Annotated in this window: 27 protein-coding genes, 1 pseudogene and 1 other annotated feature; of the genes and pseudogenes, 18 read left to right on the top strand and 10 right to left on the bottom strand. The window is 53.0% G+C overall.

Going from position 1 to position 25,807, the window contains the following annotated elements; translation table 11 throughout:
- Positions 1–116: 116 nt before the first annotated feature.
- Entirely contained in the window at positions 117–2,714 is a 2,598-nt protein-coding gene (gene topA / locus LZP96_RS10780) for a type I DNA topoisomerase (RefSeq protein ID WP_064326313.1), read from the bottom strand.
- 399 nt (positions 2,715–3,113) lie between these two features.
- Here topA and LZP96_RS10775 point away from each other — a divergent pair, with 399 nt between their 5' ends.
- Positions 3,114–3,365, top strand: a complete 252-nt coding sequence (locus tag LZP96_RS10775; protein WP_064328141.1) for a YciN family protein — start codon at positions 3,114–3,116, stop codon at positions 3,363–3,365.
- Between the two features lie 39 nt (positions 3,366–3,404).
- Here the strand turns inward: LZP96_RS10775 and sohB are convergent, their stop codons facing one another.
- A complete protein-coding gene (gene sohB / locus LZP96_RS10770) occupies positions 3,405–4,448 on the bottom strand; it encodes a protease SohB (RefSeq protein ID WP_064326314.1) in 1,044 nt (347 codons plus the stop codon).
- A gap of 256 nt (positions 4,449–4,704) precedes the next feature.
- Here sohB and LZP96_RS10765 point away from each other — a divergent pair, with 256 nt between their 5' ends.
- Both LZP96_RS10765 and cobO read left to right on the top strand, forming a co-directional pair.
- Positions 4,705–5,466, top strand: coding sequence for a YciK family oxidoreductase (locus LZP96_RS10765; protein WP_064326315.1), 762 nt, complete (start codon positions 4,705–4,707; stop codon positions 5,464–5,466).
- Positions 5,463–6,053, top strand: coding sequence for a cob(I)yrinic acid a,c-diamide adenosyltransferase (gene cobO, locus LZP96_RS10760; RefSeq protein ID WP_064326316.1), 591 nt, complete (start codon positions 5,463–5,465; stop codon positions 6,051–6,053). Before LZP96_RS10765 ends, cobO begins: the two co-directional genes overlap by 4 nt.
- Before the next feature lie 32 nt (positions 6,054–6,085).
- On the opposite strand, the gene rluB is transcribed toward cobO, so the two are convergent.
- The 3 genes from rluB to rnm form a co-directional block, all read right to left on the bottom strand.
- Positions 6,086–6,961 carry a 23S rRNA pseudouridine(2605) synthase RluB gene (gene rluB, locus LZP96_RS10755; RefSeq protein WP_064326317.1) on the bottom strand — a complete coding sequence of 292 codons (876 nt, stop codon included), beginning with the start codon at positions 6,959–6,961 and terminating at the stop codon, positions 6,086–6,088.
- 100 nt (positions 6,962–7,061) lie between these two features.
- Positions 7,062–7,682, bottom strand: a complete 621-nt coding sequence (locus tag LZP96_RS10750) for an L-threonylcarbamoyladenylate synthase (protein WP_064326318.1) — start codon at positions 7,680–7,682, stop codon at positions 7,062–7,064.
- Positions 7,679–8,563 carry an RNase RNM gene (rnm, locus tag LZP96_RS10745; RefSeq protein ID WP_064326319.1) on the bottom strand — a complete coding sequence of 295 codons (885 nt, stop codon included), beginning with the start codon at positions 8,561–8,563 and terminating at the stop codon, positions 7,679–7,681. Before rnm ends, LZP96_RS10750 begins: the two co-directional genes overlap by 4 nt.
- Before the next feature lie 139 nt (positions 8,564–8,702).
- Here rnm and trpL point away from each other — a divergent pair, with 139 nt between their 5' ends.
- From trpL to LZP96_RS10705, 9 genes are all read left to right on the top strand, one after another.
- Entirely contained in the window at positions 8,703–8,747 is a 45-nt protein-coding gene (trpL, locus tag LZP96_RS24220) for a trp operon leader peptide (RefSeq protein WP_157685372.1), read from the top strand.
- Positions 8,724–8,818, top strand: a sequence feature (Trp leader region). Its footprint overlaps the gene before it by 24 nt.
- 24 nt (positions 8,819–8,842) lie before the next feature.
- The gene (locus tag LZP96_RS10740; RefSeq protein ID WP_064326320.1) at positions 8,843–10,405 is read left to right on the top strand and encodes an anthranilate synthase component 1; all 1,563 of its coding nucleotides are present in this window, start codon (positions 8,843–8,845) and stop codon (positions 10,403–10,405) included.
- Positions 10,405–12,000 carry a bifunctional anthranilate synthase glutamate amidotransferase component TrpG/anthranilate phosphoribosyltransferase TrpD gene (trpD, locus tag LZP96_RS10735; protein ID WP_064326321.1) on the top strand — a complete coding sequence of 532 codons (1,596 nt, stop codon included), beginning with the start codon at positions 10,405–10,407 and terminating at the stop codon, positions 11,998–12,000. Before LZP96_RS10740 ends, trpD begins: the two co-directional genes overlap by 1 nt.
- Before the next feature lie 3 nt (positions 12,001–12,003).
- On the top strand, positions 12,004–13,362 hold the full coding sequence (gene trpCF, locus LZP96_RS10730) for a bifunctional indole-3-glycerol-phosphate synthase TrpC/phosphoribosylanthranilate isomerase TrpF (RefSeq protein WP_064326322.1): 1,359 nt from the start codon (positions 12,004–12,006) through the stop codon (positions 13,360–13,362).
- A gap of 10 nt (positions 13,363–13,372) precedes the next feature.
- A complete protein-coding gene (gene trpB, locus LZP96_RS10725) occupies positions 13,373–14,566 on the top strand; it encodes a tryptophan synthase subunit beta (RefSeq protein ID WP_064326323.1) in 1,194 nt (397 codons plus the stop codon).
- Entirely contained in the window at positions 14,566–15,375 is an 810-nt protein-coding gene (gene trpA, locus LZP96_RS10720; RefSeq protein ID WP_064326324.1) for a tryptophan synthase subunit alpha, read from the top strand. The genes trpB and trpA overlap by 1 nt, the downstream gene beginning before the upstream one ends.
- Before the next feature lie 192 nt (positions 15,376–15,567).
- Positions 15,568–16,779, top strand: a complete 1,212-nt coding sequence (gene yedE, locus LZP96_RS10715) for a selenium metabolism membrane protein YedE/FdhT (RefSeq protein ID WP_064326325.1) — start codon at positions 15,568–15,570, stop codon at positions 16,777–16,779.
- Positions 16,776–17,009, top strand: a complete 234-nt coding sequence (yedF, locus tag LZP96_RS10710) for a sulfurtransferase-like selenium metabolism protein YedF (RefSeq protein ID WP_064326326.1) — start codon at positions 16,776–16,778, stop codon at positions 17,007–17,009. The genes yedE and yedF overlap by 4 nt, the downstream gene beginning before the upstream one ends.
- 186 nt (positions 17,010–17,195) lie before the next feature.
- Positions 17,196–18,086 carry an EcsC family protein gene (locus LZP96_RS10705; protein WP_064326327.1) on the top strand — a complete coding sequence of 297 codons (891 nt, stop codon included), beginning with the start codon at positions 17,196–17,198 and terminating at the stop codon, positions 18,084–18,086.
- Between the two features lie 46 nt (positions 18,087–18,132).
- Here the strand turns inward: LZP96_RS10705 and ompW are convergent, their stop codons facing one another.
- Positions 18,133–18,765: an outer membrane protein OmpW gene (gene ompW, locus LZP96_RS10700; RefSeq protein WP_064326328.1), complete on the bottom strand. Its 633-nt coding sequence runs from the start codon at positions 18,763–18,765 to the stop codon at positions 18,133–18,135.
- A gap of 180 nt (positions 18,766–18,945) precedes the next feature.
- Here ompW and LZP96_RS10695 point away from each other — a divergent pair.
- From LZP96_RS10695 to yciA, 4 genes and pseudogenes are all read left to right on the top strand, one after another.
- Positions 18,946–19,020, top strand: a pseudogene (locus tag LZP96_RS10695) (YkgJ family cysteine cluster protein); the annotation flags it as partial.
- Positions 19,021–19,051: 31 nt separating this feature from the next.
- Positions 19,052–19,795, top strand: a complete 744-nt coding sequence (locus LZP96_RS10690; RefSeq protein ID WP_064326329.1) for a YciC family protein — start codon at positions 19,052–19,054, stop codon at positions 19,793–19,795.
- Between the two features lie 59 nt (positions 19,796–19,854).
- The gene (locus tag LZP96_RS10685) at positions 19,855–20,394 is read left to right on the top strand and encodes a septation protein A (protein ID WP_064326330.1); all 540 of its coding nucleotides are present in this window, start codon (positions 19,855–19,857) and stop codon (positions 20,392–20,394) included.
- Positions 20,395–20,521: 127 nt separating this feature from the next.
- A complete protein-coding gene (gene yciA, locus LZP96_RS10680; protein ID WP_064326331.1) occupies positions 20,522–20,920 on the top strand; it encodes an acyl-CoA thioester hydrolase YciA in 399 nt (132 codons plus the stop codon).
- A gap of 31 nt (positions 20,921–20,951) precedes the next feature.
- Here yciA and tonB read toward each other — a convergent pair whose 3' ends face one another.
- The gene (gene tonB / locus LZP96_RS10675; RefSeq protein ID WP_064326332.1) at positions 20,952–21,677 is read right to left on the bottom strand and encodes a TonB system transport protein TonB; all 726 of its coding nucleotides are present in this window, start codon (positions 21,675–21,677) and stop codon (positions 20,952–20,954) included.
- Positions 21,678–21,898: 221 nt separating this feature from the next.
- Between tonB and LZP96_RS10670 the strand changes: the two genes are divergently transcribed.
- The gene (locus tag LZP96_RS10670) at positions 21,899–22,195 is read left to right on the top strand and encodes a YciI family protein (RefSeq protein WP_064326333.1); all 297 of its coding nucleotides are present in this window, start codon (positions 21,899–21,901) and stop codon (positions 22,193–22,195) included.
- A 403-nt stretch (positions 22,196–22,598) separates the two neighbouring features.
- A complete protein-coding gene (locus LZP96_RS10665) occupies positions 22,599–23,774 on the top strand; it encodes a hypothetical protein (protein WP_258925984.1) in 1,176 nt (391 codons plus the stop codon).
- Between the two features lie 96 nt (positions 23,775–23,870).
- Here LZP96_RS10665 and LZP96_RS10660 read toward each other — a convergent pair whose 3' ends face one another.
- The 3 genes from LZP96_RS10660 to LZP96_RS10650 form a co-directional block, all read right to left on the bottom strand.
- Positions 23,871–24,092, bottom strand: coding sequence for a DNA-binding transcriptional regulator (locus tag LZP96_RS10660; protein WP_258925983.1), 222 nt, complete (start codon positions 24,090–24,092; stop codon positions 23,871–23,873).
- Positions 24,093–24,168: 76 nt separating this feature from the next.
- Complete coding sequence (locus tag LZP96_RS10655; protein ID WP_258925982.1) at positions 24,169–25,338, bottom strand: phage late control D family protein; 1,170 nt, start codon at positions 25,336–25,338, stop codon at positions 24,169–24,171.
- On the bottom strand, positions 25,335–25,799 hold the full coding sequence (locus LZP96_RS10650; RefSeq protein ID WP_258925981.1) for a phage tail protein: 465 nt from the start codon (positions 25,797–25,799) through the stop codon (positions 25,335–25,337). The genes LZP96_RS10655 and LZP96_RS10650 overlap by 4 nt, the downstream gene beginning before the upstream one ends.
- Between the last annotated feature and the right edge of the window lie 8 nt (positions 25,800–25,807).

Raw genomic sequence — 25,807 nt, 5'->3', positions numbered from 1 at the left:
ATAACCACTATATCATTTATATCCTGACTGTATAGTACGGAACAAAAAATAATAACCGTGCAATAAAAAAGGGCCGGAACACCGGCCCTTTAAAGGTAACTAACGGGAATGAAAGGTTATTTCTTACCTTCAACCCATTTACCGTCCACAAAGAATGCAGACCAGCCGGTCGCTTTACCCTCTTTTTCAGCGGCAACATACTGCTGCTTGGTTTTGCGGCTAAAGCGGACCACGGTTTCGTTACCTTCAGGATCGGCCTGCGGCGCGTCGGCCAGATAGCGCAGCTTCTCCGGTAAACGATCGCGGAAACGATACAGTTCAGCCACGCGTGGGGCGCGCGTTTCACGGGATTTCGGGAAGGTGTTGGCCGCAAGGAAAACACCCGCAGCACCATCACGCAGCACGAAATAAGCGTCTGATTTCTCACACGGCAGTTCAGGCAGCGGAACCGGATCTTCTTTCGGCGGCGCCACTTCCCCGTTACGCAGGATTTTACGCGTGTTCTTACATTCGTCGTTGGTACAGGCCATGTACTTACCGAAACGCCCCATTCTCAGGTGCATTTCAGAACCACATTTTTCGCACTCCACGATCGGGCCATCATAGCCTTTAATGCGGAACTCGCCCTCTTCGATCTCGTAACCGTCACAGGTCGGGTTATTACCACAGACATGCAGTTTACGTTTAGGATCGATCAGGTAGCTGTCCATCGCGGTGCCACACTTCTGGCAGCGGCGTTTTGCACGAAGCGCGTTGGTTTCCGCGTCGTCGCCTTCCAGGACGTTAAGCACTTCGTTTTCAGGCACCAGGTTAATGGTGGTTTTGCAGCGCTCTTTCGGTGGCAACGCATACCCGGAGCAGCCCAGGAAGACCCCGGTGGTGGCAGTACGAATGCCCATTTTACGACCACAGGTCGGGCAATCGATGCTGGTCATCACCATCTGATTTGGCTGCATGCCGCCTTCTTCAGGATCCTTCTCCGCTTTGTTTAACTGAAGCGTAAAGTCGCTAAAGAAGCTGTCGAGCACCTTTTTCCATTCTGCCTGATGATTGGCGACTTCATCCAGACGGTCTTCCATCTGTGCGGTAAAGTCGTAATTCATCAATTCGCGGAAGTTCTCTTCCAGCCGATCGGTGACAATTTCACCCATTTTTTCGGCATAGAAGCGACGGCTTTCGACACGAACATAACCGCGATCCTGGATGGTCGAAATGATCGAAGCATAGGTCGACGGACGGCCGATACCGCGTTTTTCCAGCTCTTTTACCAACGACGCTTCACTGAAACGCGCGGGTGGTTTGGTAAAGTGCTGGGCCGGGAGCAGTTCTGTCAGGGACAATTCATCCCCTTTGTTCACTGCGGGCAGCGTACGATCTTCATCGCCTTTACGCAGGGCTGGCATCACTTTTGTCCAGCCATCGAAGCGCAGGATACGGCCACGCGCTTTCAGGCGGAATTCACCTGCGCCAACGGTCAGCGTGGTGGAGTCGTATTTTGCCGGAGTCATCTGACAGGCAACGAACTGACGCCAGATAAGCTGATACAGCTTCTGCGCGTCGGCTTCCATGTCTTTTAACGCTTCGGCCTGCACGGAGACGTCAGAAGGACGAATGGCTTCGTGCGCTTCCTGAGAGTTCTCTTTGCTGGCGTACTGAATCGGGCTTTCCGGCAGATATTTTTTACCGAAGTTATCGCTGATGTAGTCGCGTAACTGGGTCACGGCATCCTGGCTCAGATTCGTTGAGTCAGTACGCATATAGGTGATGTAACCCGCTTCGTAAAGACGCTGCGCCATCATCATCGTTTTCTTCACGCCATAACCCAGACGCGTGCTCGCCGCCTGCTGGAGTGTCGAAGTAATGAAAGGCGCACCGGGTTTACTGCTGGTCGGTTTATCTTCGCGATCCACCACCTGATAACGGGCTTTTTCCAGCAGGGCTACCGCAGCCATGGTCTGATCGCGGTTTTCCGGGCGGAACGCCTTATCGTTGTGATGCGTCACCTGCAGCGGCAATGCATCGCCGCCAGGCGTGGTGACATTTGCGTCAATTTCCCAGAACTCTTCCGGAACGAACGCTTTGATTTCGCGTTCGCGCTCAACAACCAGACGCACTGCAACGGACTGTACACGTCCAGCGGAAAGGCCACGGGCGATTTTCTTCCACAGCAGTGGCGAAACCATGTAACCCACAACGCGGTCCATAAAGCGGCGCGCCTGCTGGGCATTAACACGGTCGATATTCAGTTCACCCGGCTTTTCAAACGCCTGGCGAATCGCATTCTTTGTGATCTCGTTAAAGACAACGCGGCTATAGCGTTTGTCATCACCACCGATAATTTCCCGCAGGTGCCATGCAATGGCCTCCCCTTCGCGGTCAAGGTCGGTTGCGAGATAGATATGGTCGGCTTTCTCTGCAAGCTGCTTCAGCTCGTTGACGACTTTTTCTTTCCCTGGCAGCACTTCGTACTGAGCCTGCCAGTCATGCCATGGGTCGACACCCATACGGTTGACGAGCGCACTACGTTCATCCTTTTTAGGCTTCTTAGCCCCTTTGGTGGAGGTAGAGTCTGCGCTCTTTTTGCTGGCTGAGCCACTTGTCGGCAAATCGCGGATATGACCAACGCTGGACTTAACCACGTAGTCATTACCCAGATACTTATTGATCGTTTTGGCTTTTGCCGGGGACTCAACGATGACGAGAGCTTTACCCATATTCACCTTTACCTAATTTAATTCTTCCAGGAATACGCCGCACGTTGATTTCCCTTCCGCTAGCGACGAGCCATGTATATTGCGACGACGCCAGGGGATATCAACCCCTTTTTCTGAATGAACGCCGTAAGAGATGCGTCCAGGCGATTGAGTTATCGGGCTTTTTTCTCGCACTGAAATGACTATGCGACGAGCTTTGGGTCGAATGTCAAGCAATTCTGTTGCCAGAATGACGAAAGCGCACACTGTACCTGATAAAATCTGTTACGCAACTTTATTAGCATGCAAAAGCAAATCGCGCCAGCCCAGCACCTTTGCTTTAGCCCCTCAAAAAACAGGGAAAATTTGCCCATGGTGCAGGTCAGGCGTAGACTAATGTCACTGTTTAAGGAGTGGAAAATGCAACAAAGTACCCAACCTATCAATCGCGTGACGCTGCTTCTCGAAGCCAACAAACTGATCCGTGAACATGAAGACACCCTGGCGGGTATCGAAGCCACCGGTGTTGAACAGCGCAACGGCGTGCTGGTGTTTAGTGGCGAGTACTACCTGGATGAACAAGGTCTCCCGACACCCAAAAGTACGGCGGTATTTAACATGTTCAAATACCTGGCACATACCCTCTCTGAGAAGTATCACCTGGTCGATTAAACAAAACGCGAGGCAAATGCCTCGCGTTTTGTTTGGTGCTCAAAGCAGCGGTTTCTGGCCTCGCTGTAGCCAGCGCAGCAACAGACGATCGGCACTTTCAGCCGCACTGTTGGTGAATCGGTCGATCATTCTTTTGCGTTGCGTATAGCGCACGCCGATAAGTTCGCGACCGTCCATCAGCCCCAGTAACAGATCGTCACTGGTTCCCACCTCGTCAACCAGCCCTTTTTCCCGGGCCTGAATGCCGTACCAGTGTTCACCTGTCGCCACCTGGTCAATATCCAGAGACGGACGCATTTCTTTAACGAAATCCTTGAACAGCAGATGGGTTTCGTTGAGATCCTCGCGGAACTTCTGCCGCCCTTCTTCGGTATTTTCACCCAGCAGGGTCAGGGTGCGTTTGTATTGCCCTGCCGTGTGCAGTTCAATATCGATCTCTTTGTTTTTCAGGAAGCGATTAAAGTTCGGGATTTGTGCCACCACTCCAATCGAACCCAGAATAGCAAACGGCGCGGCAACGATTTTATCGGCCACGCAGGCCATCATGTAGCCTCCGCTTGCTGCAACCTTATCAACAGCCACGGTGAGCGGAATATTCTTCTCACGCAGACGCTGCAGTTGTGACGCCGCCAGGCCGTAGCCGTGGACCACGCCGCCGGGGCTCTCAAGGCGCAGAACCACCTGATCTTCGGGTTTTGCTACCGCCATCACTGCCGTCACTTCTTCCCGCAGCGAGGTGACTTCATGCGCATCCATACTGCCTTTGAAATCGAGTACATAAACACGTGGTTTGAGGGCTGCCTGTTGCCCCTGTCTGGCGTTGACTTTCGCCGCTTTCTCATCCTGCTTGTGCTTTTTCTTTTGAGCTTTATGCCACAGTTTTTGCTGATACCTGTCCAGCAACCCCACGGACATATCCTCCTGCATCTCCTTATATTGCTCACTTAAGCGGGTGATGCGTAACTCACCACGCTGACGCTTGCGCTGCGTCAAATTCACCACCAGGACGGCGATGACTGCGATGGCGATGACAACCGTCGCGATTTTCGCCAGAAACAACCCATATTCAGAAAGTAACTCCACGTGTTCCACCTTGATTTAGCCACGACTCTTTCATGCTCAGTGTACAACAGCCAAAACCAGGCGTCTCGTTTGCGACACCTGAGTTGCGAGGCGTTGTCAGAAAGAGATCATTCATCGCCAAATCATTGCAAATTGTTAATTTGGAAGTGTTATCTCCTGTAGACTGATTGAAATCACGCGCCATTTCGGGCATAAACCCGAAAAGCGAACAGAACAGAAGGCGTAGCAGCGCGTGCATCGCGCCACAGGAGTCACCGTGCATTATCAACCGCAAAAAGATTTACTGCAGAACCGCATCATACTGGTCACCGGTGCCAGCGACGGGATTGGCCGCGAAGCCGCCCTGACCTACTCACAATACGGCGCAAGGCTTGTACTGCTTGGTCGTAATGAAGAAAAACTGCACCAGGTCGCCCAGGAGATAGCCGATGCAGGCGGTGCGCCGGCTCGCATCTTCACCCTCGATCTCCTGACCTGCACACCAGAAACCTGCCGCGAGCTGGCCGAGCGTATTGCTGAGCACTACCCACGCCTGGATGGCGTCTTGCACAACGCGGGCCTGCTGGGAGATGTCTGTCCGATGGATCGGCAAAACCCGGATGTCTGGCAACAGGTCATGCAGGTGAATGTGAATGGCACCTTCTTCCTGACTCAGGCACTCCTTCCTTTATTACTCAAGTCTGATTCCGGATCGCTTGTCTTTACCTCTTCCAGCGTGGGCCGTGAAGGCCGGGCAAACTGGGGAGCCTATGCGGCGTCAAAGTTTGCCACGGAAGGAATGATGCAGGTCCTGGCGGAGGAGTATCAAAACCAGGCGCTTCGCGTCAACTGCATTAATCCGGGCGGCACACGCACCAAAATGCGCGCCAGCGCCTTCCCCACTGAAGATCCACAAAAGCTCAAAACGCCGGCTGATATTATGCCGCTCTATTTATGGTTGATGGGTGACGATAGCCGCCGCAAAACCGGAATGACCTTTGATGCCCAACCGGGCCGTAAACCAGGAATTTCGCAATGAGTGAAGATCGTCATCAGCAGCGCCAGCAGCGACTGAAAGAGCAGGTTGATGCGCGTGTCGCCGCCGCGCAGCAGGAACGCGGTATCGTTATCGTGTTTACGGGCAATGGTAAAGGGAAAACCACTGCCGCGTTTGGTACAGCGACGCGGGCCGTCGGCCACGGTCAACATGTGGGCGTAGTGCAATTTATTAAGGGTGAATGGCCCAACGGTGAGCGTAATCTTCTTGAGCCGCACGGCGTGGAGTTTCAGGTTATGGCGACCGGTTTCACCTGGGATACCCAGAATCGCGAAAGCGATACCGCCGCCTGTCTCGCCGTCTGGGAGCACGGCAAAAGAATGCTGGCCAATCCGGACCTGAACATGGTCGTGCTGGATGAGATCACCTATATGGTGGCCTACGACTATTTACCGCTGGATGAAGTGCTGGAGGCGTTAAAAGCGCGCCCCTCTCATCAGACGGTCATCATTACGGGTCGTGGCTGCCATCGGGATATTCTTGATTACGCGGACACGGTCAGCGAACTTCGCCCGGTGAAACACGCGTTTGATGCGGGAATAAAAGCGCAGATTGGCATCGACTATTAATAAAAAACCCGGCAGCGCCGGGTTTTTTTACGTTAGCCGTTGTTGTTACGGCTACCGGAGCGACGTCCGGTGCTTACCTGAGTATGACGTTTCACCGCACGGCGAATCTGATTCGCTTTCACACGGCGACGATCTTTCTCAACCGCCACTTTTGACGTGGTTTCCGGCGCCAGGCCTACCAGCTCGCGCAGGTAGTTAGTCTGGGTTAAATCAAGCTCGGTGTACCCCCCGCGCGGCAGCCCTTTAGGCAGCAGGATATCGCCGTAGCGAACGCGGATCAGTCGGCTGACCTGAACGCCAACGGCTTCCCAGAGACGGCGAACCTCACGGTTGCGGCCTTCAGTGAGGGTCACGTTATACCACTGGTTAATCCCTTCACCACCGGTAAATTTAATGGTTTTAAAGGCGGCCGGGCCGTCTTCTAACTGAACGCCACGCGACAGATCGCGCAGTTTATTTTCATCAACTTCACCGAATACGCGCACCGCGTATTCGCGTTCGACTTCACGGCTCGGGTGCATCAGGCGGTTCGCCAGCTCACCGTCGGTGGTGAACAGCAGCAGGCCGCAGGTGTTCACATCCAGACGCCCAACGGCAATCCAGCGTGCGCCACGCAGTTTTGGCAGGCGGTCAAATACCGTCGGACGGCCTTCCGGATCGTTGCGGGTGCACAACTCGCCTTCTGGTTTGTAGTACGCCAGCACGCGACAAATCTGCTCTGCGGATTCTTTCACCGAGATGATGTGCCCGTCGAGACGGATCTTCATCCCGGGAACGACTTCCACGCGATCGCCCAGCCTGGCAATTTTGCCATCTACGCTGACACGACCAGCTTCGATAATCGTTTCGATTTCACGGCGTGAACCGTGGCCGGCGCGCGCCAGCACTTTCTGTAATTTTTCGCTCATTGAGCATCCTTCAGGTGTCGCCTTCACAGGCGTCGAATAGGGTCAATTATCGCGGCAGGGCCGCAATAATGATGGCCGCGTAGTATAGCGACTTACATGATTACAAGAAAGGTTTAACGTCGCCCACGCCTTCACGAATGACTTCAGGTGCTTCTTCGGTGAGATCAACCACCGTGGTGGGCTGTTGTCCCAGGTAGCCGCCGTGAATCACCAGGTCGACAACTTTCTCCAGACGATCCTTAATTTCATCAGGATCGGACTCGGTAAAATCGCTGCCCGGCAACATTAAAGAGGTGGACAACATGGGTTCGCCCAGCGTTTCGAGCAGCGCCTGAGCGATGGGATTAGACGGAACGCGCATTCCGATAGTTTTACGTTTTTCCTGCAGCAGGCGACGAGGCACCTCTTTCGTCCCTTTCAGGATAAAGGTGTAGTTGCCCGGCGTGTTGTTTTTGATAAGACGAAACGCCACGTTATCGACATAGGCATAGGTCGACAACTCGGACAGGTCGCGACACATCAGCGTAAAGTTATGGCCGTTCGGCAGCTGGCGAATCCGACAAATGCGCTCCATTGCGCCTTTATCTTCAATTTTGCATCCCAGGGCGTAGCCCGAATCCGTTGGATAGACGATGACCCCACCTTTGCGGACGATCTCCACGGCCTGATTGATCAGGCGTGGCTGCGGATTATCTGGATGAATATAGAAAAATTGACTCATACTTCCCTCTCTTCAATTTGGTGCTGCGGCTGTTCCCAGAGCTGCCAGACCGGCTCCACGCCTGCGGGCAACCAGAGCTTGCGCCCCAGTTCTATCCACGCACAAGGCTGATGGAAATCAGATCCTTGTGATGCCAGTAATCCATACTGGCGGGCATAGGTCGCCAGCTGTGTACGCTCGTTGGGTGCCTGCTGACATTGCGAGACTTCCATCGCCTCACCGCCGCATTCGGCAAAGTGTGCCAGCAGTCTTTTCAGCCACTTAGCAGAAAGGTTATACCGGCCCGGATGCGCCAGTACGGCCTTGCCGCCAGAATGATGAATGACATCAATAGCTTGTTTTATTGTACACCACTGTGGCGGAACGTAGCCGGTTTTCCCGCGTGCCAGATATTTTTTAAAGACATCGGCAAAGTTATTCGCTTTCCCGGCTTCAACCAGAAAACGTGCAAAGTGACCGCGGGTCACCGCGCCCCCGTTAGCCAGTGTGTAAGCCCCGTCGAGCGCGCCCGGAATTTGGGCTTTTTCGAGGCGTTCGGCAATCAACACCGCGCGCTGGTGGCGACGCTCTTTTTGTTCGTTAAGAAACGCACGCAGCAGGGGATGCTCAATATCAATGTTCAGACCCACGATGTGGATCTCATGGTTTTCCCAGACGGTGGATATCTCGACCCCTGACACCAGGTTCAACGGGATTCCGCTGCGAAGGATTTCTGCCCGTGCAGCCGGAATCGCATCCGTTGTGTCGTGATCGGTAATAGCCAGGGTACCCACCCGCATTTCCACGGCCCGATGAACAAGCGCTTCTGGCGTAAGCAGACCGTCAGAGGCCTGCGTATGGCTGTGTAAATCATAAATCACGGCGTAGTTTGTTTCGCTCAAAGCAGTTCTCATCACAGGTTTATCAAATGCAGTCACCCCATGATAACGGGTTGGCGCGAAATTCTGAAATCAAGGGTTGACAACATGCCATCGAACTAGTTAACTAGTACGCAAGTTCACACAATACAGGTATCTGAAAATGAGAGCACTTATCACTCTGCAAGGCTGGTGGCGTACTTCCTGACTTACGGGCAGTGTCATTCGTCTGCGAAACGCAAACAGATACCCGGCCCGCGATTAAGCGGGCTTTTTTTGAACAGAATTAATGAGAATAAGATCATGCAAACCGGCAAAACACATCTTGAGTTACTGGCCTGCGATGCGGCTTATCGCCATAACCCCACCGCGCTGTTTCATCAGCTGTGCGGTGCGCGACCGGCAACCCTGCTGCTTGAATCCGCGGACATCGACAGCAAAGATGATTTAAAGAGTCTGCTGCTTGTCGATAGCGCGTTGCGCATTACCGCGCTTGGTGACACTGTCACCCTTCACGCGCTGTCGGATAACGGCTCCGCCCTGCTTACGCTGTTAGATACCGCGCTGCCGGCAGGTATCGAGAATGAACAGCGCCCTGATATGCGTGTGTTGCGTTTCCCGCCCGTCAGCCAGCTGCTGGATGAAGATGCCCGTCTGTGCTCCCTCTCGGTCTTCGACGCGTTTCGTCTTCTGCAAAATCTGGTCGAGGTCCCGGCGCACGAACGCGAAGCCATGTTCTTCGGCGGGTTGTTTGCCTATGACCTGGTCGCGGGTTTTGAAGCGTTACCGGAAACCGACCAGGGCAATAACTGCCCGGACTACTGTTTCTATCTGGCCGAAACGCTGCTGGTTATCGACCATAAAAAGAAAAGCACCCGCATTCAGGCCAGCCTGTTCACCCCGTCGGCCGCAGAAAAAGAACGTCTCGAACATCGCATTGCACAACTGCAGCAGCAGATGAATGAAGAGCCGCCTGTCTTACCGGTGCAGCACGTTGAACATATGCGCTGCGAATGTAACCAGACCGACGACCAGTTCGGCGCAGTGGTGCGTCAGATGCAAAAAGCGATACGCGCGGGCGAAATCTTCCAGGTGGTTCCTTCTCGTCGATTCTCCTTACCCTGCCCGTCGCCGCTGGCGGCCTATGATGTGCTGAAGAAGAGCAACCCGAGCCCGTACATGTTCTTTATGCAGGATAACGATTTCACCCTGTTTGGCGCGTCACCGGAAAGCTCTCTGAAGTATGACGCCACCAGCCGCCAGATCGAAATCTATCCGATCGCCGGCACGCGCCCTCGTGGCCGCCGCGCCGATGGAACGCTGGATCGCGATCTTGATAGCCGCATTGAGCTGGAGATGCGTACTGATCAAAAAGAGATGTCCGAGCATCTCATGCTGGTCGACCTGGCCCGTAACGACCTGGCCCGCATCTGCACCCCGGGCACACGTTATGTGGCCGATTTAACAAAAGTAGACCGTTACTCCTTCGTGATGCATCTGGTTTCCCGCGTGGTGGGTGAGCTTCGTCACGACCTCGATGTCCTTCACGCCTACCGCGCCTGCATGAATATGGGCACCCTGAGCGGCGCGCCAAAAGTGCGCGCCATGCAGCTTATCGCCGCAGCCGAAGGGCGTCGCCGGGGGAGCTATGGCGGTGCTGTCGGGTATTTCACCGCCCATGGCGACCTGGATACCTGCATTGTCATCCGCTCCGCCTACGTTGAGGACGGCATCGCCACCGTTCAGGCCGGCGCGGGCGTTGTTCTGGATTCTGTTCCGCAGTCTGAAGCTGACGAAACGCGTAATAAAGCCCGTGCGGTATTGCGCGCGATTGCCACTGCACACCATGCCCAGGAGACTTTCTGATGGCTGACATTCTGCTTCTCGATAACATCGACTCCTTTACCTATAACCTGGCAGACCAGCTTCGTGCCAGCGGGCATAACGTGGTGATTTACCGTAATCATGTTCCGGCGCAGACGCTGATTGAGCGTCTGGCTACCATGCAAAATCCGGTTCTGCTGCTGTCACCCGGGCCGGGTACACCGAGCGAAGCCGGTTGTATGCCTGAATTGCTGACCCGCATGCGCGGCAAGCTGCCCATCGTCGGTATCTGTTTAGGTCATCAGGCCATCGTTGAGGCATATGGTGGCTATGTTGGCCAGGCGGGTGAAATACTGCACGGAAAAGCCTCGAGCATCGAACATGATGGTCAGGCGATGTTTGCGGGTCTGCCAAATCCACTGCCGGTTGCCCGTTATCATTCCCTGGTGGGCAGTAACATTCCAGCGGGCCTGACCATTAACGCCTCATTTGACGGCATGGTCATGGCCGTGCGGCACGATACCGATCGCGTGTGCGGCCTGCAGTTCCACCCGGAATCTATTCTGACCTCAAACGGTGCTCGCCTGCTGGAGCAGACGCTGAACTGGGCGTTACAGAAACTGGAGCAGACCAATACCCTGCAGCCTGTTCTGGAAAAACTGTACCAGGCGCAAACCCTGACCCAACCGGAAAGCCACCAGCTTTTCTCCGCTGTTGTTCGCGGAGAACTGAAGCCAGAGCAGCTGGCCGCTGCGCTGGTGAGCATGAAGGTGCGCGGCGAGCACCCGCTGGAAATCGCCGGGGCCGCCACAGCACTTCTGGAAAACGCGGCGCCGTTCCCCCGTCCTGACTACCCGTTTGCCGATATCGTGGGCACCGGCGGTGACGGCAGCAACAGCATTAACATTTCTACGGCCAGCGCCTTCGTGGCAGCCGCCTGCGGGATGAAAGTCGCCAAACACGGTAACCGCAGCGTGTCCAGCCGTTCAGGCTCGTCCGATCTGCTGGCCGCGTTTGGTATTAATCTGGAAATGAACGCTGAACGCTCCCGTGAGGCGCTGGACGACTTAGGCGTTTGTTTCCTGTTCGCGCCGAAATATCACGCCGGTTTTCGCCATGCGATGCCCGTGCGACAGCAGCTGAAAACCCGCACCCTGTTCAACGTCCTGGGTCCGCTTATCAACCCTGCGCATCCTCCCCTTGCGCTGATTGGGGTTTACAGTCCGGAACTGGTGCTGCCTATTGCCGAGACGTTACGGGTCCTGGGCTATCAACGTGCGGCGGTCGTCCACAGCGGTGGGATGGATGAGGTGTCGCTTCATGCTCCAACGCTGGTGGCTGAGTTACGCGACGGTGAAATCCAGAGCTACCAGCTGGAAGCAAAAGACTTTGGCCTGACGCCGTATCGTCAGGAACAGCTGGCAGGCGGTACACCGGAAGAAAACCGTGACATTCTGACGCGCTTATTACAAGGTAAAGGTGAAGCCGCCCATGAGGCCGCTGTCGCCGCCAATGTTGCGATGCTGATGCGTTTGCACGGCGACGAAGATTTGCAGTCCAACGCGCAAAAAGTCCTGGCAGTATTGCGTTCAGGTGCAGCCTATGACCGCGTAACCGCACTTGCGGCAAGAGGGTAAATAATGCAGACCGTTTTAGCGAAAATTGTTGCCGATAAGGCCATTTGGGTTGAAGCCCGTAAAGCTCAGCAACCGCTGGCAACCTTTCAAAATGAAGTCGTACCGAGCAGTCGCCGCTTTTATGATGCGCTACAGGGTGCCCGCACGGCGTTTATTCTGGAGTGCAAAAAAGCCTCTCCGTCTAAGGGCGTGATCAGAGAAGATTTCGATCCTGCCCGTATTGCTGGCGTCTACAAACACCATGCGTCAGCGATTTCGGTCCTGACGGATGAGAAATATTTCCAGGGCAGCTTCGATTTCCTGCCCGTCGTCAGCGGCATTGCTCCGCAGCCGATACTGTGTAAAGACTTTATCATCGATCCTTATCAGATTTGGCTGGCGCGTTTCTATCAGGCCGATGCATGCCTGCTGATGCTGTCGGTGCTGGATGATGAACAGTATCGTCAGCTGTCTGCGGTGGCACATAGCCTGAATATGGGTGTCCTGACCGAAGTCAGTAACGAAGAGGAGTTAGAGCGGGCGATTGCGCTGGAGGCGAAAGTGGTTGGCATTAACAACCGCGACCTGCGCGATCTCTCCATCGATCTGGACCGCACCCGTCAGCTTGCGCCACGTCTGGGTGCGGGGGTGACGGTTATTAGCGAATCCGGTATTCATACCTATGCACAGGTTCGCGAACTGAGCCATTTTGCCAACGGCTTCTTGATTGGTTCGGCGATGATGGAGCATGACGATCTGAATGCCGCCGTCCGCCGCGTGCTGTTAGGCGAAAATAAAGTCTGCGGCTTAACGCGTGCGCAAGATGCCACCGCCGCCCTTGAAGCCGGTGCGGTGTATGGCGGGCTTATTTTTGTCGAGTCATCGCCTCGTTTTGTGACCGACGCACAAGCGCGTGACGTGATGGCTGGCGCCCCCCTGAGCTACGTGGGCGTCTTCCGTGACGCCGCTATCGACGATGTTGTCGCCAAAGCAGAAGCTCTCTCACTGGCCGCGGTTCAGCTTCACGGCAGTGAAGACCAGGCGTATATCGATGCGCTGCGTCAGGCGTTGGCGCCGAAGGTACAAATCTGGAAAGCACAGAGCGTGAGTAACATTTTACCGCCACGCAACCTGACGCATGTTGATAAGTACGTCCTGGACAATGGCCAGGGCGGCAGTGGTGAACGTTTCGACTGGTCGCTGCTCAGCGGCGAAAAGCTGGACAATGTTTTGCTTGCGGGCGGTTTAAGCCCGGATAACTGCGTCGAAGCGGCAAAAGCCGGCTGTGCCGGCCTTGATTTTAATTCAGGCGTAGAGTCCCAACCGGGCATCAAAGATGCCAGCAAACTGGCCTCGGTATTCAAGACGCTGCGTGCCTATTAAGGAAGAAAAGATGACCACATTACTCAATCCCTATTTTGGCGAATTCGGCGGTATGTATGTCCCGCAAATCCTGATGCCTGCACTGCGCCAGCTTGAAGAAGCCTTTGTCAGCGCACAAAAGGATCCGGCGTTTCAGGCCGAGTTTACCGACCTGCTTAAAAACTACGCCGGGCGTCCGACGGCGCTGACGAAATGTCGTAACTTGACCGAAGGCACCCGTACCACCCTCTACCTCAAGCGTGAAGACCTGCTGCACGGTGGCGCGCACAAAACTAACCAGGTGCTGGGTCAGGCCTTGCTGGCAAAGCGCATGGGTAAAACCGAAATCATCGCTGAAACCGGAGCGGGTCAGCACGGCGTAGCGTCCGCGCTTGCCAGCGCGCTTCTCGGCCTGAAATGCCGTATCTATATGGGCGCAAAGGATATTGAACGCCAGTCGCCTAACGTATTCCGGATGCGGTTAATGGGGGCAGAAGTTATCGCGGTTCACAGCGGTTCCGCCACGCTGAAAGATGCCTGTAACGAAGCGCTGCGTGACTGGTCTGGCAGCTACGAGACCTCACATTACATGCTCGGTACGGCGGCAGGCCCGCATCCGTTCCCGACTATCGTGCGTGAATTCCAGCGCATGATCGGTGAAGAAACCAAAGCGCAAATTCTTGAAAAAGAAGGCCGTCTGCCGGATGCGGTGATTGCCTGCGTAGGCGGTGGTTCGAATGCCATTGGTATGTTCGCCGACTTTATTGACGACACCAGCGTCGGGCTGATTGGCGTTGAGCCAGCGGGTCACGGCATTGAGACCGGTGAACATGGTGCACCGCTGAAACACGGACGCGTTGGGATCTACTTCGGTATGAAATCACCGATGATGCAGACCGACGAAGGCCAGATTGAAGAGTCTTACTCCATTTCCGCCGGTCTGGATTTCCCCTCAGTGGGGCCGCAACATGCGCATTTGAACAGCATTGGACGCGCCGATTATGTCTCTATCACCGATGACGAAGCGCTGGACGCCTTTAAGATCCTGTGTCGTAAAGAAGGCATCATTCCGGCTCTGGAGTCCTCTCACGCGCTGGCACATGCCCTGCGTATGATGAAAGAGAACCCGGAAAAAGAGCAACTGCTGGTGGTGAACCTGTCCGGCCGCGGTGATAAAGATATCTTCACCGTTCACGATATTTTGAAAGCACGAGGGGAAATCTGATGGAACGCTACGATAACGCATTTGCCGAACTGAAGGCCCGCAAGGAAGGCGCGTTTGTTCCCTTCGTCACGCTGGGCGACCCTGGCCCGGAGCAGTCGCTTAAAATTATCGATGCGCTCATTGAAGCCGGTGCCGACGCGCTGGAACTGGGGATCCCCTTCTCCGATCCGCTGGCTGACGGCCCGACTATTCAGAACGCGACTCTGCGCGCCTTCGCCGCAGGCGTGACCCCGTCACAGTGCTTCGAAATGCTGGCCACTGTTCGCCAGAAGCATCCGACCATCCCGATTGGCCTGCTGATGTATGCCAACCTGGTCTTTAGCCGGGGCATTGATGAGTTTTATGCCGAATGCGCACGCGTTGGGGTCGACTCGGTGCTGGTCGCCGATGTCCCTGTAGAAGAGTCAGCGCCGTTCCGTCAGGCCGCTATGCGCCACAATGTTGCGCCTATCTATATCTGCCCACCTAACGCGGATGACGAACTCTTGCGTCAGATTGCCTCCCATGGCCGCGGCTATACCTACCTGCTGTCCCGTGCGGGTGTGACGGGCACGGAAAATAAAGCCGCACTGCCACTGCATCATCTGGTGGAAAAACTGGCGGAGTACCATGCGGCTCCTCCTCTGCAGGGCTTTGGTATCTCATCGCCGGAGCAGGTCACGGCAGCAATCGAAGCCAATGCGGCGGGCGCCATCTCTGGCTCTGCCATTGTTAAAATCATTGAGAACAACGTCGATCAGCCTGAGCTGATGCTGAGCGAATTAAAGACCTTCGTCCGGGCGATGAAAGCCGCCACGCTGTCAGCCTGATGCCAAAAGCCGCCTGATCGCCAGGCGGCTTAACTCCTGAGAGTTATCTTCCTCTTTTACCGGAGCAGGTAGAAATTGATCTGATCGAGTTTTTACGCTTGTCAGACTTTTCAAATCTTTACTTGCGCGTATTATCCTCCCTTCTTTTCGGCTTATCGGCCACATACACCTTCTGAGTTCAGAGGCTTACCTATGTCCTGGCAACACTTCAAACAGGCGTACCTGATTAAATTCTGGTCACCCGTACCGGCCGTCATCGCGGCGGGCATCCTTTCAACCTACTACTTTGGCATCACCGGCACCTTCTGGGCCGTTACCGGCGAATTTACCCGCTGGGGCGGGCAGCTTTTACAGCTTGCCGGTGTGCATACTGAAGAGTGGGGATATTTTAAATTGATTCATCTTGAGGGAACGCCGCTTACGCGTATCGACGGGATGATGATTATCGGTATGTTTGGGGGCTGTTTTGCCGCCGCGCTATGGGCAAACAACGTTAAGCTGCGTATGCCCCAAAGCCGCATTCGTATCGCGCAGGCCGTGGTCGGCGGCATTATCGCCGGATTTGGCGCGCGGCTGGCGATGGGGTGTAACCTCGCGGCGTTCTTTACCGGCATTCCACAGTTTTCACTGCACGCCTGGTTTTTTGCGGTGGCGACCGCCATCGGGTCTTACTTTGGGGCACGCTTCACCCTGCTGCCGTTTTTCCGCATCCCGGTCAAAATGGTTAAGGTCAGCGCCGCCTCGCCGTTAACCCAAAAACCGGATCAGGCGCGCCGCCGTTTCCGACTGGGCATGCTGGTCTTCTTTGCCATGGTCGCCTGGGCGCTCTGCACGGCATTCAATCAGCCAAAACTTGGCCTGGCGATGCTATTTGGCGTCGGGTTTGGCTTACTGATTGAACGTGCGCAAATTTGTTTTACCTCTGCTTTCCGCGATATGTGGATAACGGGCCGTACCATGATGGCAAAGGCCATCATTGCCGGGATGGCGGTGAGCGCCATCGGTATTTTCAGCTACGTCCAGCTTGGCGTCGAACCCAAAATCATGTGGGCGGGTCCAAATGCCGTCATTGGTGGACTGCTTTTTGGCTTTGGTATCGTCCTCGCGGGCGGATGCGAAACCGGATGGATGTACCGCGCCGTTGAAGGCCAGGTGCATTACTGGTGGGTAGGTCTGGGCAATGTGATCGGCTCCACCCTGTTGGCCTATTACTGGGACGATCTCTCTCCGGCGCTGGCCACCCGTTGGGATAAGATCAATTTGTTATCTACTTTCGGTCCATTGGGTGGATTACTGGCGACCTATGCCCTGTTGCTGATTGCCTTTTTGCTGGTCGTTGCGCAGGAGAAACGCTTCTTCCGCCGCACTGAACGTCAGGTTGAAACTCAGAAGGAAGCCGCATGAAAACGATCGTTCCCGACTACCGTCTGGATATGGTGGGTGAACCCTGTCCTTATCCGGCCGTGGCCACCCTTGAAGCCTTGCCGCAGCTTAAAAAGGGTGAAATTCTGGAAGTGGTGAGCGACTGTCCACAGTCCATCAATAATATTCCGCTGGATGCCACGAATCACGGCTATACCGTGCTGGACATTCAGCAGGATGGGCCCACCATTCGCTATTTGATTCAGAAATAAGCATGACTAAGCGCCTCTGACGGGGCGCTTTTCTCCCCCTTCCACCCTGCCCGATTATCGTCTCTTTCTGCGCAATAACCTGTCAGCCAGTTCAAGGAGAAATAACACTCCTGATATGGTCTTTCCTGCCGATAACTTACCTTATTTCAGCACTGAAAATGTGAAAGATACGCCAAAGGAAGCCAAATGAAACTCGTCCCCTATGACCAAACCGCTTTAAAGCAGATCCATCAATGGAAAAACCCAGAAACCACCTTTTTGACACGATCGCTTGAAATGATCGGTAAGCCGCTGAACAGCGCCGGTGAAGTGGTTCTCTCAACCCCGGTCGTCGGGGAGGCGATTCAATCTGCCGTTCAGGGGCTGGTGAGTGTCTGTAATGACGCAGCGCTTTGGTCCGTTCGTTCTGAGTCTATTTTTGATGAGTTCCGAAAAGATGGGCATGAGCATATACATTGCTATGGCGATATCGAAACGCTGCGCCTTGAGGATATCGATAAAACGGTAGGCTGGTTAGCAGCAAAGTATAAAGGACTGGCGCTGGCAGAAGGCGCTGGCACCGGGGCCTTAGGCATTGCCGGAATCGCCATTGATATTCCGTCTTTGGTAACCCTCAACCTGCGCGCCATTGGGGAATATGCCACCTATTATGGTTTTGATATCAACAGGCAGGAGGAAAGACTGTTCGCCTTCAATATTCTTGGTTTGTCTTCGGCCTCGTCAGCTATGGCAAAGAACGTGGCGATGGCTCAGCTGGTAAAAATCTCCCAGCAGGTGGCAAAAAAAGTCGTCTGGGAAGAGCTTGAAAAACAACTTTTCGTCAAAATCATTAAGCAGATCGCCAGTAGCCTGGGTATCAAAATAACCAAAGCCAAACTCGCGCAAATTATTCCGGTCGCGGGTGCTGCCGTCGGTGGCGGTTATAATGCATGGTTTACCAGTAATGTATGCGAAGCAGCGTATAACCTTTACCGGGAGCGTTTCCTGGCAATGAAATACGATCCTTCTGTCATTAGTGAATGCGTCAAACCCGCAGAAAGCTTTTTTGCTGAGGGTGCCGAGGTCGTTATCGATTAATCGCATCCCCGCCTTAGCAGCACTGTTAAGGCGGGAAACTCTATCGTCAGAAGCGATAGCCGGCAGAGAACATAAATACCCACGGGTCCAGTCGCGTATGGACGCTCTGCTGCTCGCCCCCCGCTTTAAAGCGCACATCCGTATCAATGTCCATATACCAGACCGACATGTTTAACAGCCAGTCGCGATTGATGAGATAATCCATCCCCACCTGACCTGCCGCGCCCCACGAGTCCTTGAGGCTGAGATCGGACAGCCCGGCTTCTTTACCGGTGTCATTAAATTTCTCATCAAAGAAGGTGGTGTAGTTCACCCCTGCCCCAATATACGGGCGCACCTTGCTGTGCGCATCGCCAAAGTACCATTGCGCCATCAACGTTGGCGGCAGCTGGTGTACGGTGGCGATGTTTCCCGTTGGCCCTGTGCCCACTTTGTGACGAAACGGCGTTGCCGCCAGGAGTTCAACGCCAATATTGTCCGTTGCCATATAGGTGAACGTCAGGCCCAACTGGGTATTGTTGCTGACGTTAAACCCTCCGAGCCCTAATACATTATCCGATCCTTCAGTAGGGCGAACCGTTGCCGAACCGGCACGCATAAAGAATTCCCCCGCCTCATGCGCATAAGCGCCACCAGAGAAAGTGCTTAACACAAAGGCTGCCACCGCTAATTTTTTCATATCCGCTCCATCGTTGTGGTTTTGTTGGCGCGGTGAATATAACCAAAAATGAGTACAAGATGATCCAACTCAGATCACATTCATTCAGTCAATTTAACATTCATTGATCCAGATTAATTTTTACCTGCGATGTGCAAAAACATTCTGCCAGCACAGGTCAATTTTCGTCATTGCACTTTGCTTTACAAAGATATGCTTTTCCATACAAGTCATGATACTGCCACCGCAGAGTTATCCAGGGTACAATTGCCCGCTTATTCATACCTGCAATACTCAAGGAGAGTGCATGTCTATCACGGCGAAGTCCGTCTACCGTGACACGGGGAACTTTTTCCGCAATCAGTTCGTGACTTTTTTACTGATTGCTTTGCTTTGCGCCTTTATTACGGTGGTGCTTGGCCATGCGTTTTCACCGAGCGATGAACAAATTGCGACGCTGAGCCAGGGTGATAATCTTGCGGGGAGCGTGGGGTTATTTGATCTGGTGCAGAACATGACGCCTGAACAGCAACAAATCCTGTTGCGTGCCTCTGCAGCGTCGACTTTCTCCGGCTTGATCGGCAACGCCATTCTGGCCGGTGGGGTATTGTTGATGATCCAACTGATCTCGGCCGGGCAGCGTGTCAGCGCCCTGCGCGCGATCGGTGCCAGTGCGCCACAGTTACCTAAACTGTTCATCCTGATCTTCTTAACCACCCTGCTGGTGCAGATGGGGATTATGCTGGTTGTGGTGCCTGGCGTGTTGTTAGCTATCGTGCTCTCTTTTGCGCCGGTAATGATGGTGCAGGACAAAATGGGCATTTTCGTCGCCATGCGCAGCAGTATTAAGCTGGCATGGGCGAATATGCGCCTGGTCGCCCCCGCGGTGATTGGCTGGCTTCTGGCCAAAACCCTGCTGCTGTTATTTGCGCCGAACTTTGCAGTGCTGACGCCAAATGTAGGAGCCGTGGTGGCCAATACGATCAGTAACCTTATCTCTGCGGTGCTGCTGGTCTATCTTTTCCGCCTGTATATGCTGATCCGCCAGTAATTTATTGATGACAAAGCCGGCTGTTTACGTCGGCTCCCCACAAAAAATGGAATCGAAGAATGAAGCAGTTTCTTGATTTTTTACCGCTCGTCGTCTTTTTTGCATTTTATAAGCTGTACGACATCTATGCCGCGACCACCGCGTTAATCGTCGCGACGGCCGTCGTGCTGATCTACAGCTGGTTCCGCTACCGTAAAGTCGAGAAAATGGCCCTGATCACGTTTATTCTGGTCGCTGTTTTCGGCGGGCTTACCGTGTTCTTCCACAACGATGAATTTATCAAATGGAAGGTCACCGTTATTTATGGCCTGTTTGCGGGGGCCTTGCTAGTGAGCCAGTGGGTAATGAAAAAACCATTGATTCAACGTATGCTTGGGAAAGAGCTTACTCTGCCACAAAGCGTCTGGTCCCGCCTGAATCTGGCCTGGGCTGTCTTCTTCATTCTGTGCGGCCTGGCAAACATCTATATTGCCTTCTGGCTGCCGCAAAATATCTGGGTCAATTTTAAAGTGTTTGGCCTGACGGCGCTGACGCTGATCTTTACCCTCTTAAGCGGCGTGTATATCTATAAGCACATGCCGCAGGACGATAAGCATTAATCCCCCAGGCCAGGCAGGCGACTGTCTGGCCTTTTTCGTTTATAACCTTACCCTTTTCGTGTTTCCCCCAGACTGTAAATCATAGTAGCATCCCGCCTGTCGTCTTCCGTAACGAGCTAATTGATCAATGACAACAACAATTGACGCCCCTCAGGGCGAACTGGTTTTACGCACACTTGCAATGCCCGCCGACACCAATGCAAACGGTGATATTTTTGGCGGTTGGTTAATGTCACAAATGGATATGGGTGGCGCTATCCTCGCAAAAGAGATCGCGCAGGGTCGCGTGGTCACGGTCAGAGTGGATGGGATGACGTTTCTGCGCCCGGTCGCGGTCGGTGACGTGGTCTGCTGCTATGCGCGCTGCGTGAAGCGCGGCAATACCTCGATCTCGATTAATATCGAAGTCTGGGTTAAGAAAGTGTCGTCTGAGCCTATCGGTCAGCGTTATAAAGCCACTGAAGCGCTGTTCATCTATGTTGCTGTGGATAACGACGGAAAGCCCCGGGCGTTGCCAAAAGCATAAAAAAAGCCTCCATCCGGAGGCTTTTTTTGCGTTATTCCATCTGTGCCCCGCCATTGATGCGGAAGACAATATTAACGATAAGCCCGCGCCCCGGCTTACCGGGTTCATAACGCCATTTACGCATGGCCGATTTCACTTCACGGTCAAACATATTCGATGGCTGTGCAGACAGCACTTCAACATTATCCACGCGCCCGTCGGCGGTGACGTCAAATTTCACGCGGACACGGCCTTCGATGCGCAGCGCCTGAGCACGTGCCGGGTATTGCGGCTGGTTACGGCTTAATGCACGTGGACCGGCCGGTGCCGCGACAACAGGTTTGGTTGTCGCTGGCGTATTGTTCATCACCGTTCTCGCGGGCGCGCTGTTTTCGACAGGCTGCGTGGCACGAGGCTCAACCGGGCGCTCCTGTCGTTTCGGGCGCTCTTCCACCTTTTTCACCGGTTTTGGCTTCGGTTTAGGTTTCGGCTTTGGCTCAGGCTTATGGATGACGACAGGCGCCTCCTTCGGTGGCTCCGGCACTGGCTCAGGCTCGGGTTCCGGTTCAGGTTCCACTACCGGCTGTGGCGGCGGTGGAGCAACCTGAGGCTCCAGCTCGGCAGGGGTCACCATGGTCACGGAGATCGGCTGCGACGGAGCGGGCATTTCAATAACCTGATGTACCGATGTGTAAAGCAGACCCGCAATCACCGAGGCGTGAATGACAACGGACAGCAGCGTTGGCCAGGGGAAGCGGCGAGGTAAATCCAGAGTCATCGAAGTCATAATCACTAAAGTTGAAAAACCAGACCCTGATTTTAAATGCAAATAGCAATCATATTCAACAACGCACTCTATCTTCCCTTGATTTTAAGTGCGTCATTGGCGAAAAAACCCGTTGAGTGTTACGGATTTAACAAGGCTGTTATCTTTACATTGCAGTCACAGATGCTTTCACATAACGTAAATGACACTTTTACTGGCTAAGGAGCTGTGCCGTGTTTTACGTCATCTACGCTGAGGATGTTGCTGATTCTCTGGATAAACGATTGTCCGTTCGCCCTGCCCATCTTGCGCGCCTGCAATTACTCCATGACGAAGGAAGATTACTGACCGCCGGCCCAATGCCTGCCGTGGACAGCAACGATCCGGGCGCAGCGGGTTTTACCGGTTCGACGGTTATCGCCGAGTTTGAATCCCTGGAAGCCGCGCAGTCCTGGGCAGAAGCAGACCCGTACACTGCCGCAGGCGTCTACGGTAAAGTGACCGTGCGTCCGTATAAGAAAGTGTTCTGATCGCGGGTGACGGGATAAGGTTTGAAAAAGGCTCCCGCAGGAGCTTTTTAAAAAACTTCAACACTATGAAATAAAAGGATTTATTTCAGGTCACGTCCACAGATTGACCACATCGATATTATAAGCCCTGTAAATACAGGGCTTATTTAAACTAAATGCTTACAGAGGGGGACTTTTTTGGCGTTCTTAAACGACAACCACTAAAATATTTAGCATGTTAATTATAACAATAAAAAATTATTTGAAAGTTTACCTATAACGCCTCAATGAATCCCGGATCAGGATATAGAACGCGAGAAATTTTAAGAAGATAATGAATTATTAAAAAGTAATCTATACTATTATATAACCTAAGTTCACAACTCTGAATTCCATGATATTTTTATCTAAAAACTCACAAACTATGAAAAACAAAATCGATACATTAATTAATAACGTTTGTCATAATGTTTCTGGTGGCGAACTGGTACAACTTGGAGCATTATTTAGCGATACTTTTTTGATACAACTTTCATCTATAATTTACTCCCAAAAACTAAACAAACCCACCACGTTTTCTGTTACTGTAGACACTAAACTGTGTTGGATTGACAAAGCACCTTATGCTCAACTTAGCAATAATGGTCAACCTAAGCCCTTCTCTAACAAAGTAGAATTAGGGGATGCAATGTTCATAATCAATGAGAGCTTTATAAATAATGGGATAATAAACCCGAGCTTAATCACAGATAAAGCATTCATTCTGCAAGCTAAAGTAACGAAAAACAAAACTAAGGCATGCTATGTGCCAATTACAACTAACACAGGGAAAAATAGCACTTATAAAGAACTTGAGCTGTATAAAAACTGGCTACCTTTTGATATTTATTATTCAACCAGAGGTTCGGCTAAAGATAAAAATATTAGCTTGCCAACTCCCGCAGAGAAATATGCCTGGTATGGCGTTGTGCAACATGAGCAAAACCACAGCAACTCAAACTGGCCCTGCCGCTGGATGATTGGCAAATCTAGAGATGGTACACCTTGCAACAAAACACTAGGACATTTGCTATCTTCCTTTTACGAAGGTAAAACGATTGATGGCATTGAGGTAGGCGATCATTTTTCAGGAGCAAAGGTTAACCCTGAGTGGAAAAAAGTAGTTGACCATGTCATTAACTGCAGCAAAGAACTGAAGATGCCAAAATACGTCCTTAGCAAAAAAAGCATAACAGGAAGAGTACTTCAAACGCAAAACACTTTCTACCTATTTGACGACCCAGTATTTAACAGAGTGTTAGGCGAATCTGGAAAAAAAATGTTTTTCATGTTCTTACGGAAGTTTCCAAGCCTCATTGGATATCCAACATTGAAAAAAGAAATGAGAAGATATTTAATGAATAATGCATTAAATGCAAATGAGTTAGATATATCAAGGATGGCAAATATCTTCACCCATGTACTACACTATCGGGATGGGATAAACTTTAATAAAATTGGCAACTATAAACCAGGCGCCTTCCCCATAGTATATATTTCCGTAACGAATCATAATATTGATGATTTTGAAAAAGATGAGATTGAACACTATAATGACTGAATTATGTCAACCATACATTGGTTGATAATTTGAACATGAATTAATATTGCCTTGGTCTACAACTGAAAGCCCCGCATTTGCGAGGCTTTCTTATTATCACATCCAGTGAATTTGTTGCTGACCTGACGGTGTAAGATGCGGTGGCGCTGGCACTACCTCACCCGGTGAAACAATAAAACGCTCGACCGTTTCAGTCGTGACAAATGTGCAACTGCAATTGATATTTGTGCACTGATGATAGCGCTCCTTTGTCGTATCAGTGAAATAGCGACTCGTGCGGGCGTGTGCAGCGAATTTGCATTTTGGACAGTGAAACATGATGAGCACCTTTAAACGTTTTCGATGCGGTTATTTTACTAAATTTAACCTTGTAAAACAAACACATACAATATATTTACTCGTCTATTTCATCCGCTTCATACTCCACGTCTGAGACCTTCACCTCAAGCTCTAGGCCCGTCGTGTAGCCGCTCCCGTTGAGGTTATGCACCACCCGGCTGATTATCCACGCCTGCTCGTCTATAACGCGCTTAAAGCCTTTCACCGCAACCGGCGTTTCAGGAAATAAATCTGCACGGCCTGACGCCAGAGAGATTGAAAACTCCGCGACGCCGCGCTGTAGCTTGTCCCATTTTGCTTGAGCCGCGCGCATCGCCTGCGCCTTTGTCGCGTAGATGGTTGTGAGCTCCAGCACGTTGTCAGATTCACCGGCCATATACTCGCCCTCGCGCGCTTCCTGCTCCTTTTTCGCCTGGCGCTTTGCCGGTGCTTTGACGGCTTTCGGGTGCTGCAGCGCGCGCAGATGTTGCACCTTTGGCTTACGTTTCAGCTTCACCTTTTGCTTTTGCGGTTTCGGGTCTTTCGTGTGCAGCCATTTTGCCGTGACGCCGGTGTACGCCTCACGGTCGGCAATAGCGAACTGATGCCGGTCGCCGTCGCCGCGCTCGACGGTCATTTGCGGGATCGGTTTGCCGCTGGCCGTCACCGCGCTACCGGCTTTCAGGAATAATAATTTTCCGTATTTCACCGAAACGGATGCGCCGTTGCGCTCCGCCAGCCGCGCCAAAAATGCCGCGTCGGATTCCTGAGACTGGTCGATATGCGGCACGGCGATCGCTTTCAGGGTGTCAGCTACGCTGGCCGTCAGTTTATTACGCTGCGCGATGGTCTCCAGAATCACCCCGAGCGTGGTGTCATGCCATGACTGCTCGCGGCGTGAGTTCAGCGTCCCGCGAAAATCAGCACTACGCCCACGGATGGTCAGCGTATCAGGTGCGCCCCGGTGCTCGATTTCATCGACCGTGAAACTCCCCTTGTTCAGCAGCGCCGACCCCTCCCAGCCCAGCCACAGCGTCAGTAATGCACCGCGCGGGGGCAGTTCGACAAGTCCGTCAGTATCATCGAGCTCGATGTCGAGCTGGTCGGCCTCAAATCCGCGATTGTCCGTCATGGTCAGACTGATTAAGCGGTCGCTGAAATTCTGCGTGATATCCGCGCCATCGAGGGTGAGCATAAACGCCGGGGCGATTTTCGTACCGGCCTGAATATTCATTCCCGTAATCATCCTGCCAGCCCTCCCAGCCAGTTACCGGCAGACGTGACCAGATTGTCAGCCTGCGTTTGCAGATCGCCATAAATCGACGCGAGCGATTCATCGACCCGTTTCAGCGACAGGCTAAATTCAATTTTTCTGGCCGCGCCATCGCTGAATAACTCACTGTGCGCATGGGTCACTTTCTCGATGATATACATCCCGTGGATCATGCCCATTCCGTCAATCAGCGGCCACGCGCGCCCCTCATCAGCCATCAGCTCAATGGTCGTGAGTGACAGACGACCGCCGGTGATTTCAGGATAAAGCACTCCCGAAAGCGTGCGCGAGGTTTCCCCCTCCCCGAGAAACTGATAAGCCGGTGGTTTGCCGATGCGGTCGTTTGATGCCCAGCGGTAATCCTTTGAATACTGCATCGACTGATGCGGCAGCGTGCGGCGCTCAAACACAAATAAACCCAGTACCATTAACATGCTTTAGC

The sequence above is a fragment of the Huaxiibacter chinensis genome (genome assembly GCF_022171985.1).
Taxonomy (GTDB): Bacteria; Pseudomonadota; Gammaproteobacteria; order Enterobacterales; family Enterobacteriaceae; genus Enterobacter; species Enterobacter chinensis_A.
This window is presented reverse-complemented; position numbering and strand designations above follow the sequence as displayed.

Excerpts from the sequence above, each read along its gene's own strand:
- topA (WP_064326313.1), bottom strand. The coding sequence starts at position 2,714 with ATGGGTAAAGCTCTCGTCATCGTTGAGTCCCCGGCAAAAGCCAAAACG.
- LZP96_RS10775 (WP_064328141.1), top strand. The coding sequence starts at position 3,114 with ATGCAACAAAGTACCCAACCTATCAATCGCGTGACGCTGCTTCTCGAA.
- cobO (WP_064326316.1), top strand. The coding sequence starts at position 5,463 with ATGAGTGAAGATCGTCATCAGCAGCGCCAGCAGCGACTGAAAGAGCAG.
- rluB (WP_064326317.1), bottom strand. The coding sequence starts at position 6,961 with ATGAGCGAAAAATTACAGAAAGTGCTGGCGCGCGCCGGCCACGGTTCA.
- LZP96_RS10750 (WP_064326318.1), bottom strand. The coding sequence starts at position 7,682 with ATGAGTCAATTTTTCTATATTCATCCAGATAATCCGCAGCCACGCCTG.
- LZP96_RS10740 (WP_064326320.1), top strand. The coding sequence starts at position 8,843 with ATGCAAACCGGCAAAACACATCTTGAGTTACTGGCCTGCGATGCGGCT.
- trpD (WP_064326321.1), top strand. The coding sequence starts at position 10,405 with ATGGCTGACATTCTGCTTCTCGATAACATCGACTCCTTTACCTATAAC.
- trpCF (WP_064326322.1), top strand. The coding sequence starts at position 12,004 with ATGCAGACCGTTTTAGCGAAAATTGTTGCCGATAAGGCCATTTGGGTT.
- trpB (WP_064326323.1), top strand. The coding sequence starts at position 13,373 with ATGACCACATTACTCAATCCCTATTTTGGCGAATTCGGCGGTATGTAT.
- trpA (WP_064326324.1), top strand. The coding sequence starts at position 14,566 with ATGGAACGCTACGATAACGCATTTGCCGAACTGAAGGCCCGCAAGGAA.
- yedE (WP_064326325.1), top strand. The coding sequence starts at position 15,568 with ATGTCCTGGCAACACTTCAAACAGGCGTACCTGATTAAATTCTGGTCA.
- yedF (WP_064326326.1), top strand. The coding sequence starts at position 16,776 with ATGAAAACGATCGTTCCCGACTACCGTCTGGATATGGTGGGTGAACCC.
- LZP96_RS10705 (WP_064326327.1), top strand. The coding sequence starts at position 17,196 with ATGAAACTCGTCCCCTATGACCAAACCGCTTTAAAGCAGATCCATCAA.
- ompW (WP_064326328.1), bottom strand. The coding sequence starts at position 18,765 with ATGAAAAAATTAGCGGTGGCAGCCTTTGTGTTAAGCACTTTCTCTGGT.
- LZP96_RS10690 (WP_064326329.1), top strand. The coding sequence starts at position 19,052 with ATGTCTATCACGGCGAAGTCCGTCTACCGTGACACGGGGAACTTTTTC.
- LZP96_RS10685 (WP_064326330.1), top strand. The coding sequence starts at position 19,855 with ATGAAGCAGTTTCTTGATTTTTTACCGCTCGTCGTCTTTTTTGCATTT.
- yciA (WP_064326331.1), top strand. The coding sequence starts at position 20,522 with ATGACAACAACAATTGACGCCCCTCAGGGCGAACTGGTTTTACGCACA.
- tonB (WP_064326332.1), bottom strand. The coding sequence starts at position 21,677 with ATGACTCTGGATTTACCTCGCCGCTTCCCCTGGCCAACGCTGCTGTCC.
- LZP96_RS10665 (WP_258925984.1), top strand. The coding sequence starts at position 22,599 with ATGAAAAACAAAATCGATACATTAATTAATAACGTTTGTCATAATGTT.
- LZP96_RS10660 (WP_258925983.1), bottom strand. The coding sequence starts at position 24,092 with ATGTTTCACTGTCCAAAATGCAAATTCGCTGCACACGCCCGCACGAGT.
- LZP96_RS10655 (WP_258925982.1), bottom strand. The coding sequence starts at position 25,338 with ATGATTACGGGAATGAATATTCAGGCCGGTACGAAAATCGCCCCGGCG.
- LZP96_RS10650 (WP_258925981.1), bottom strand. The coding sequence starts at position 25,799 with ATGTTAATGGTACTGGGTTTATTTGTGTTTGAGCGCCGCACGCTGCCG.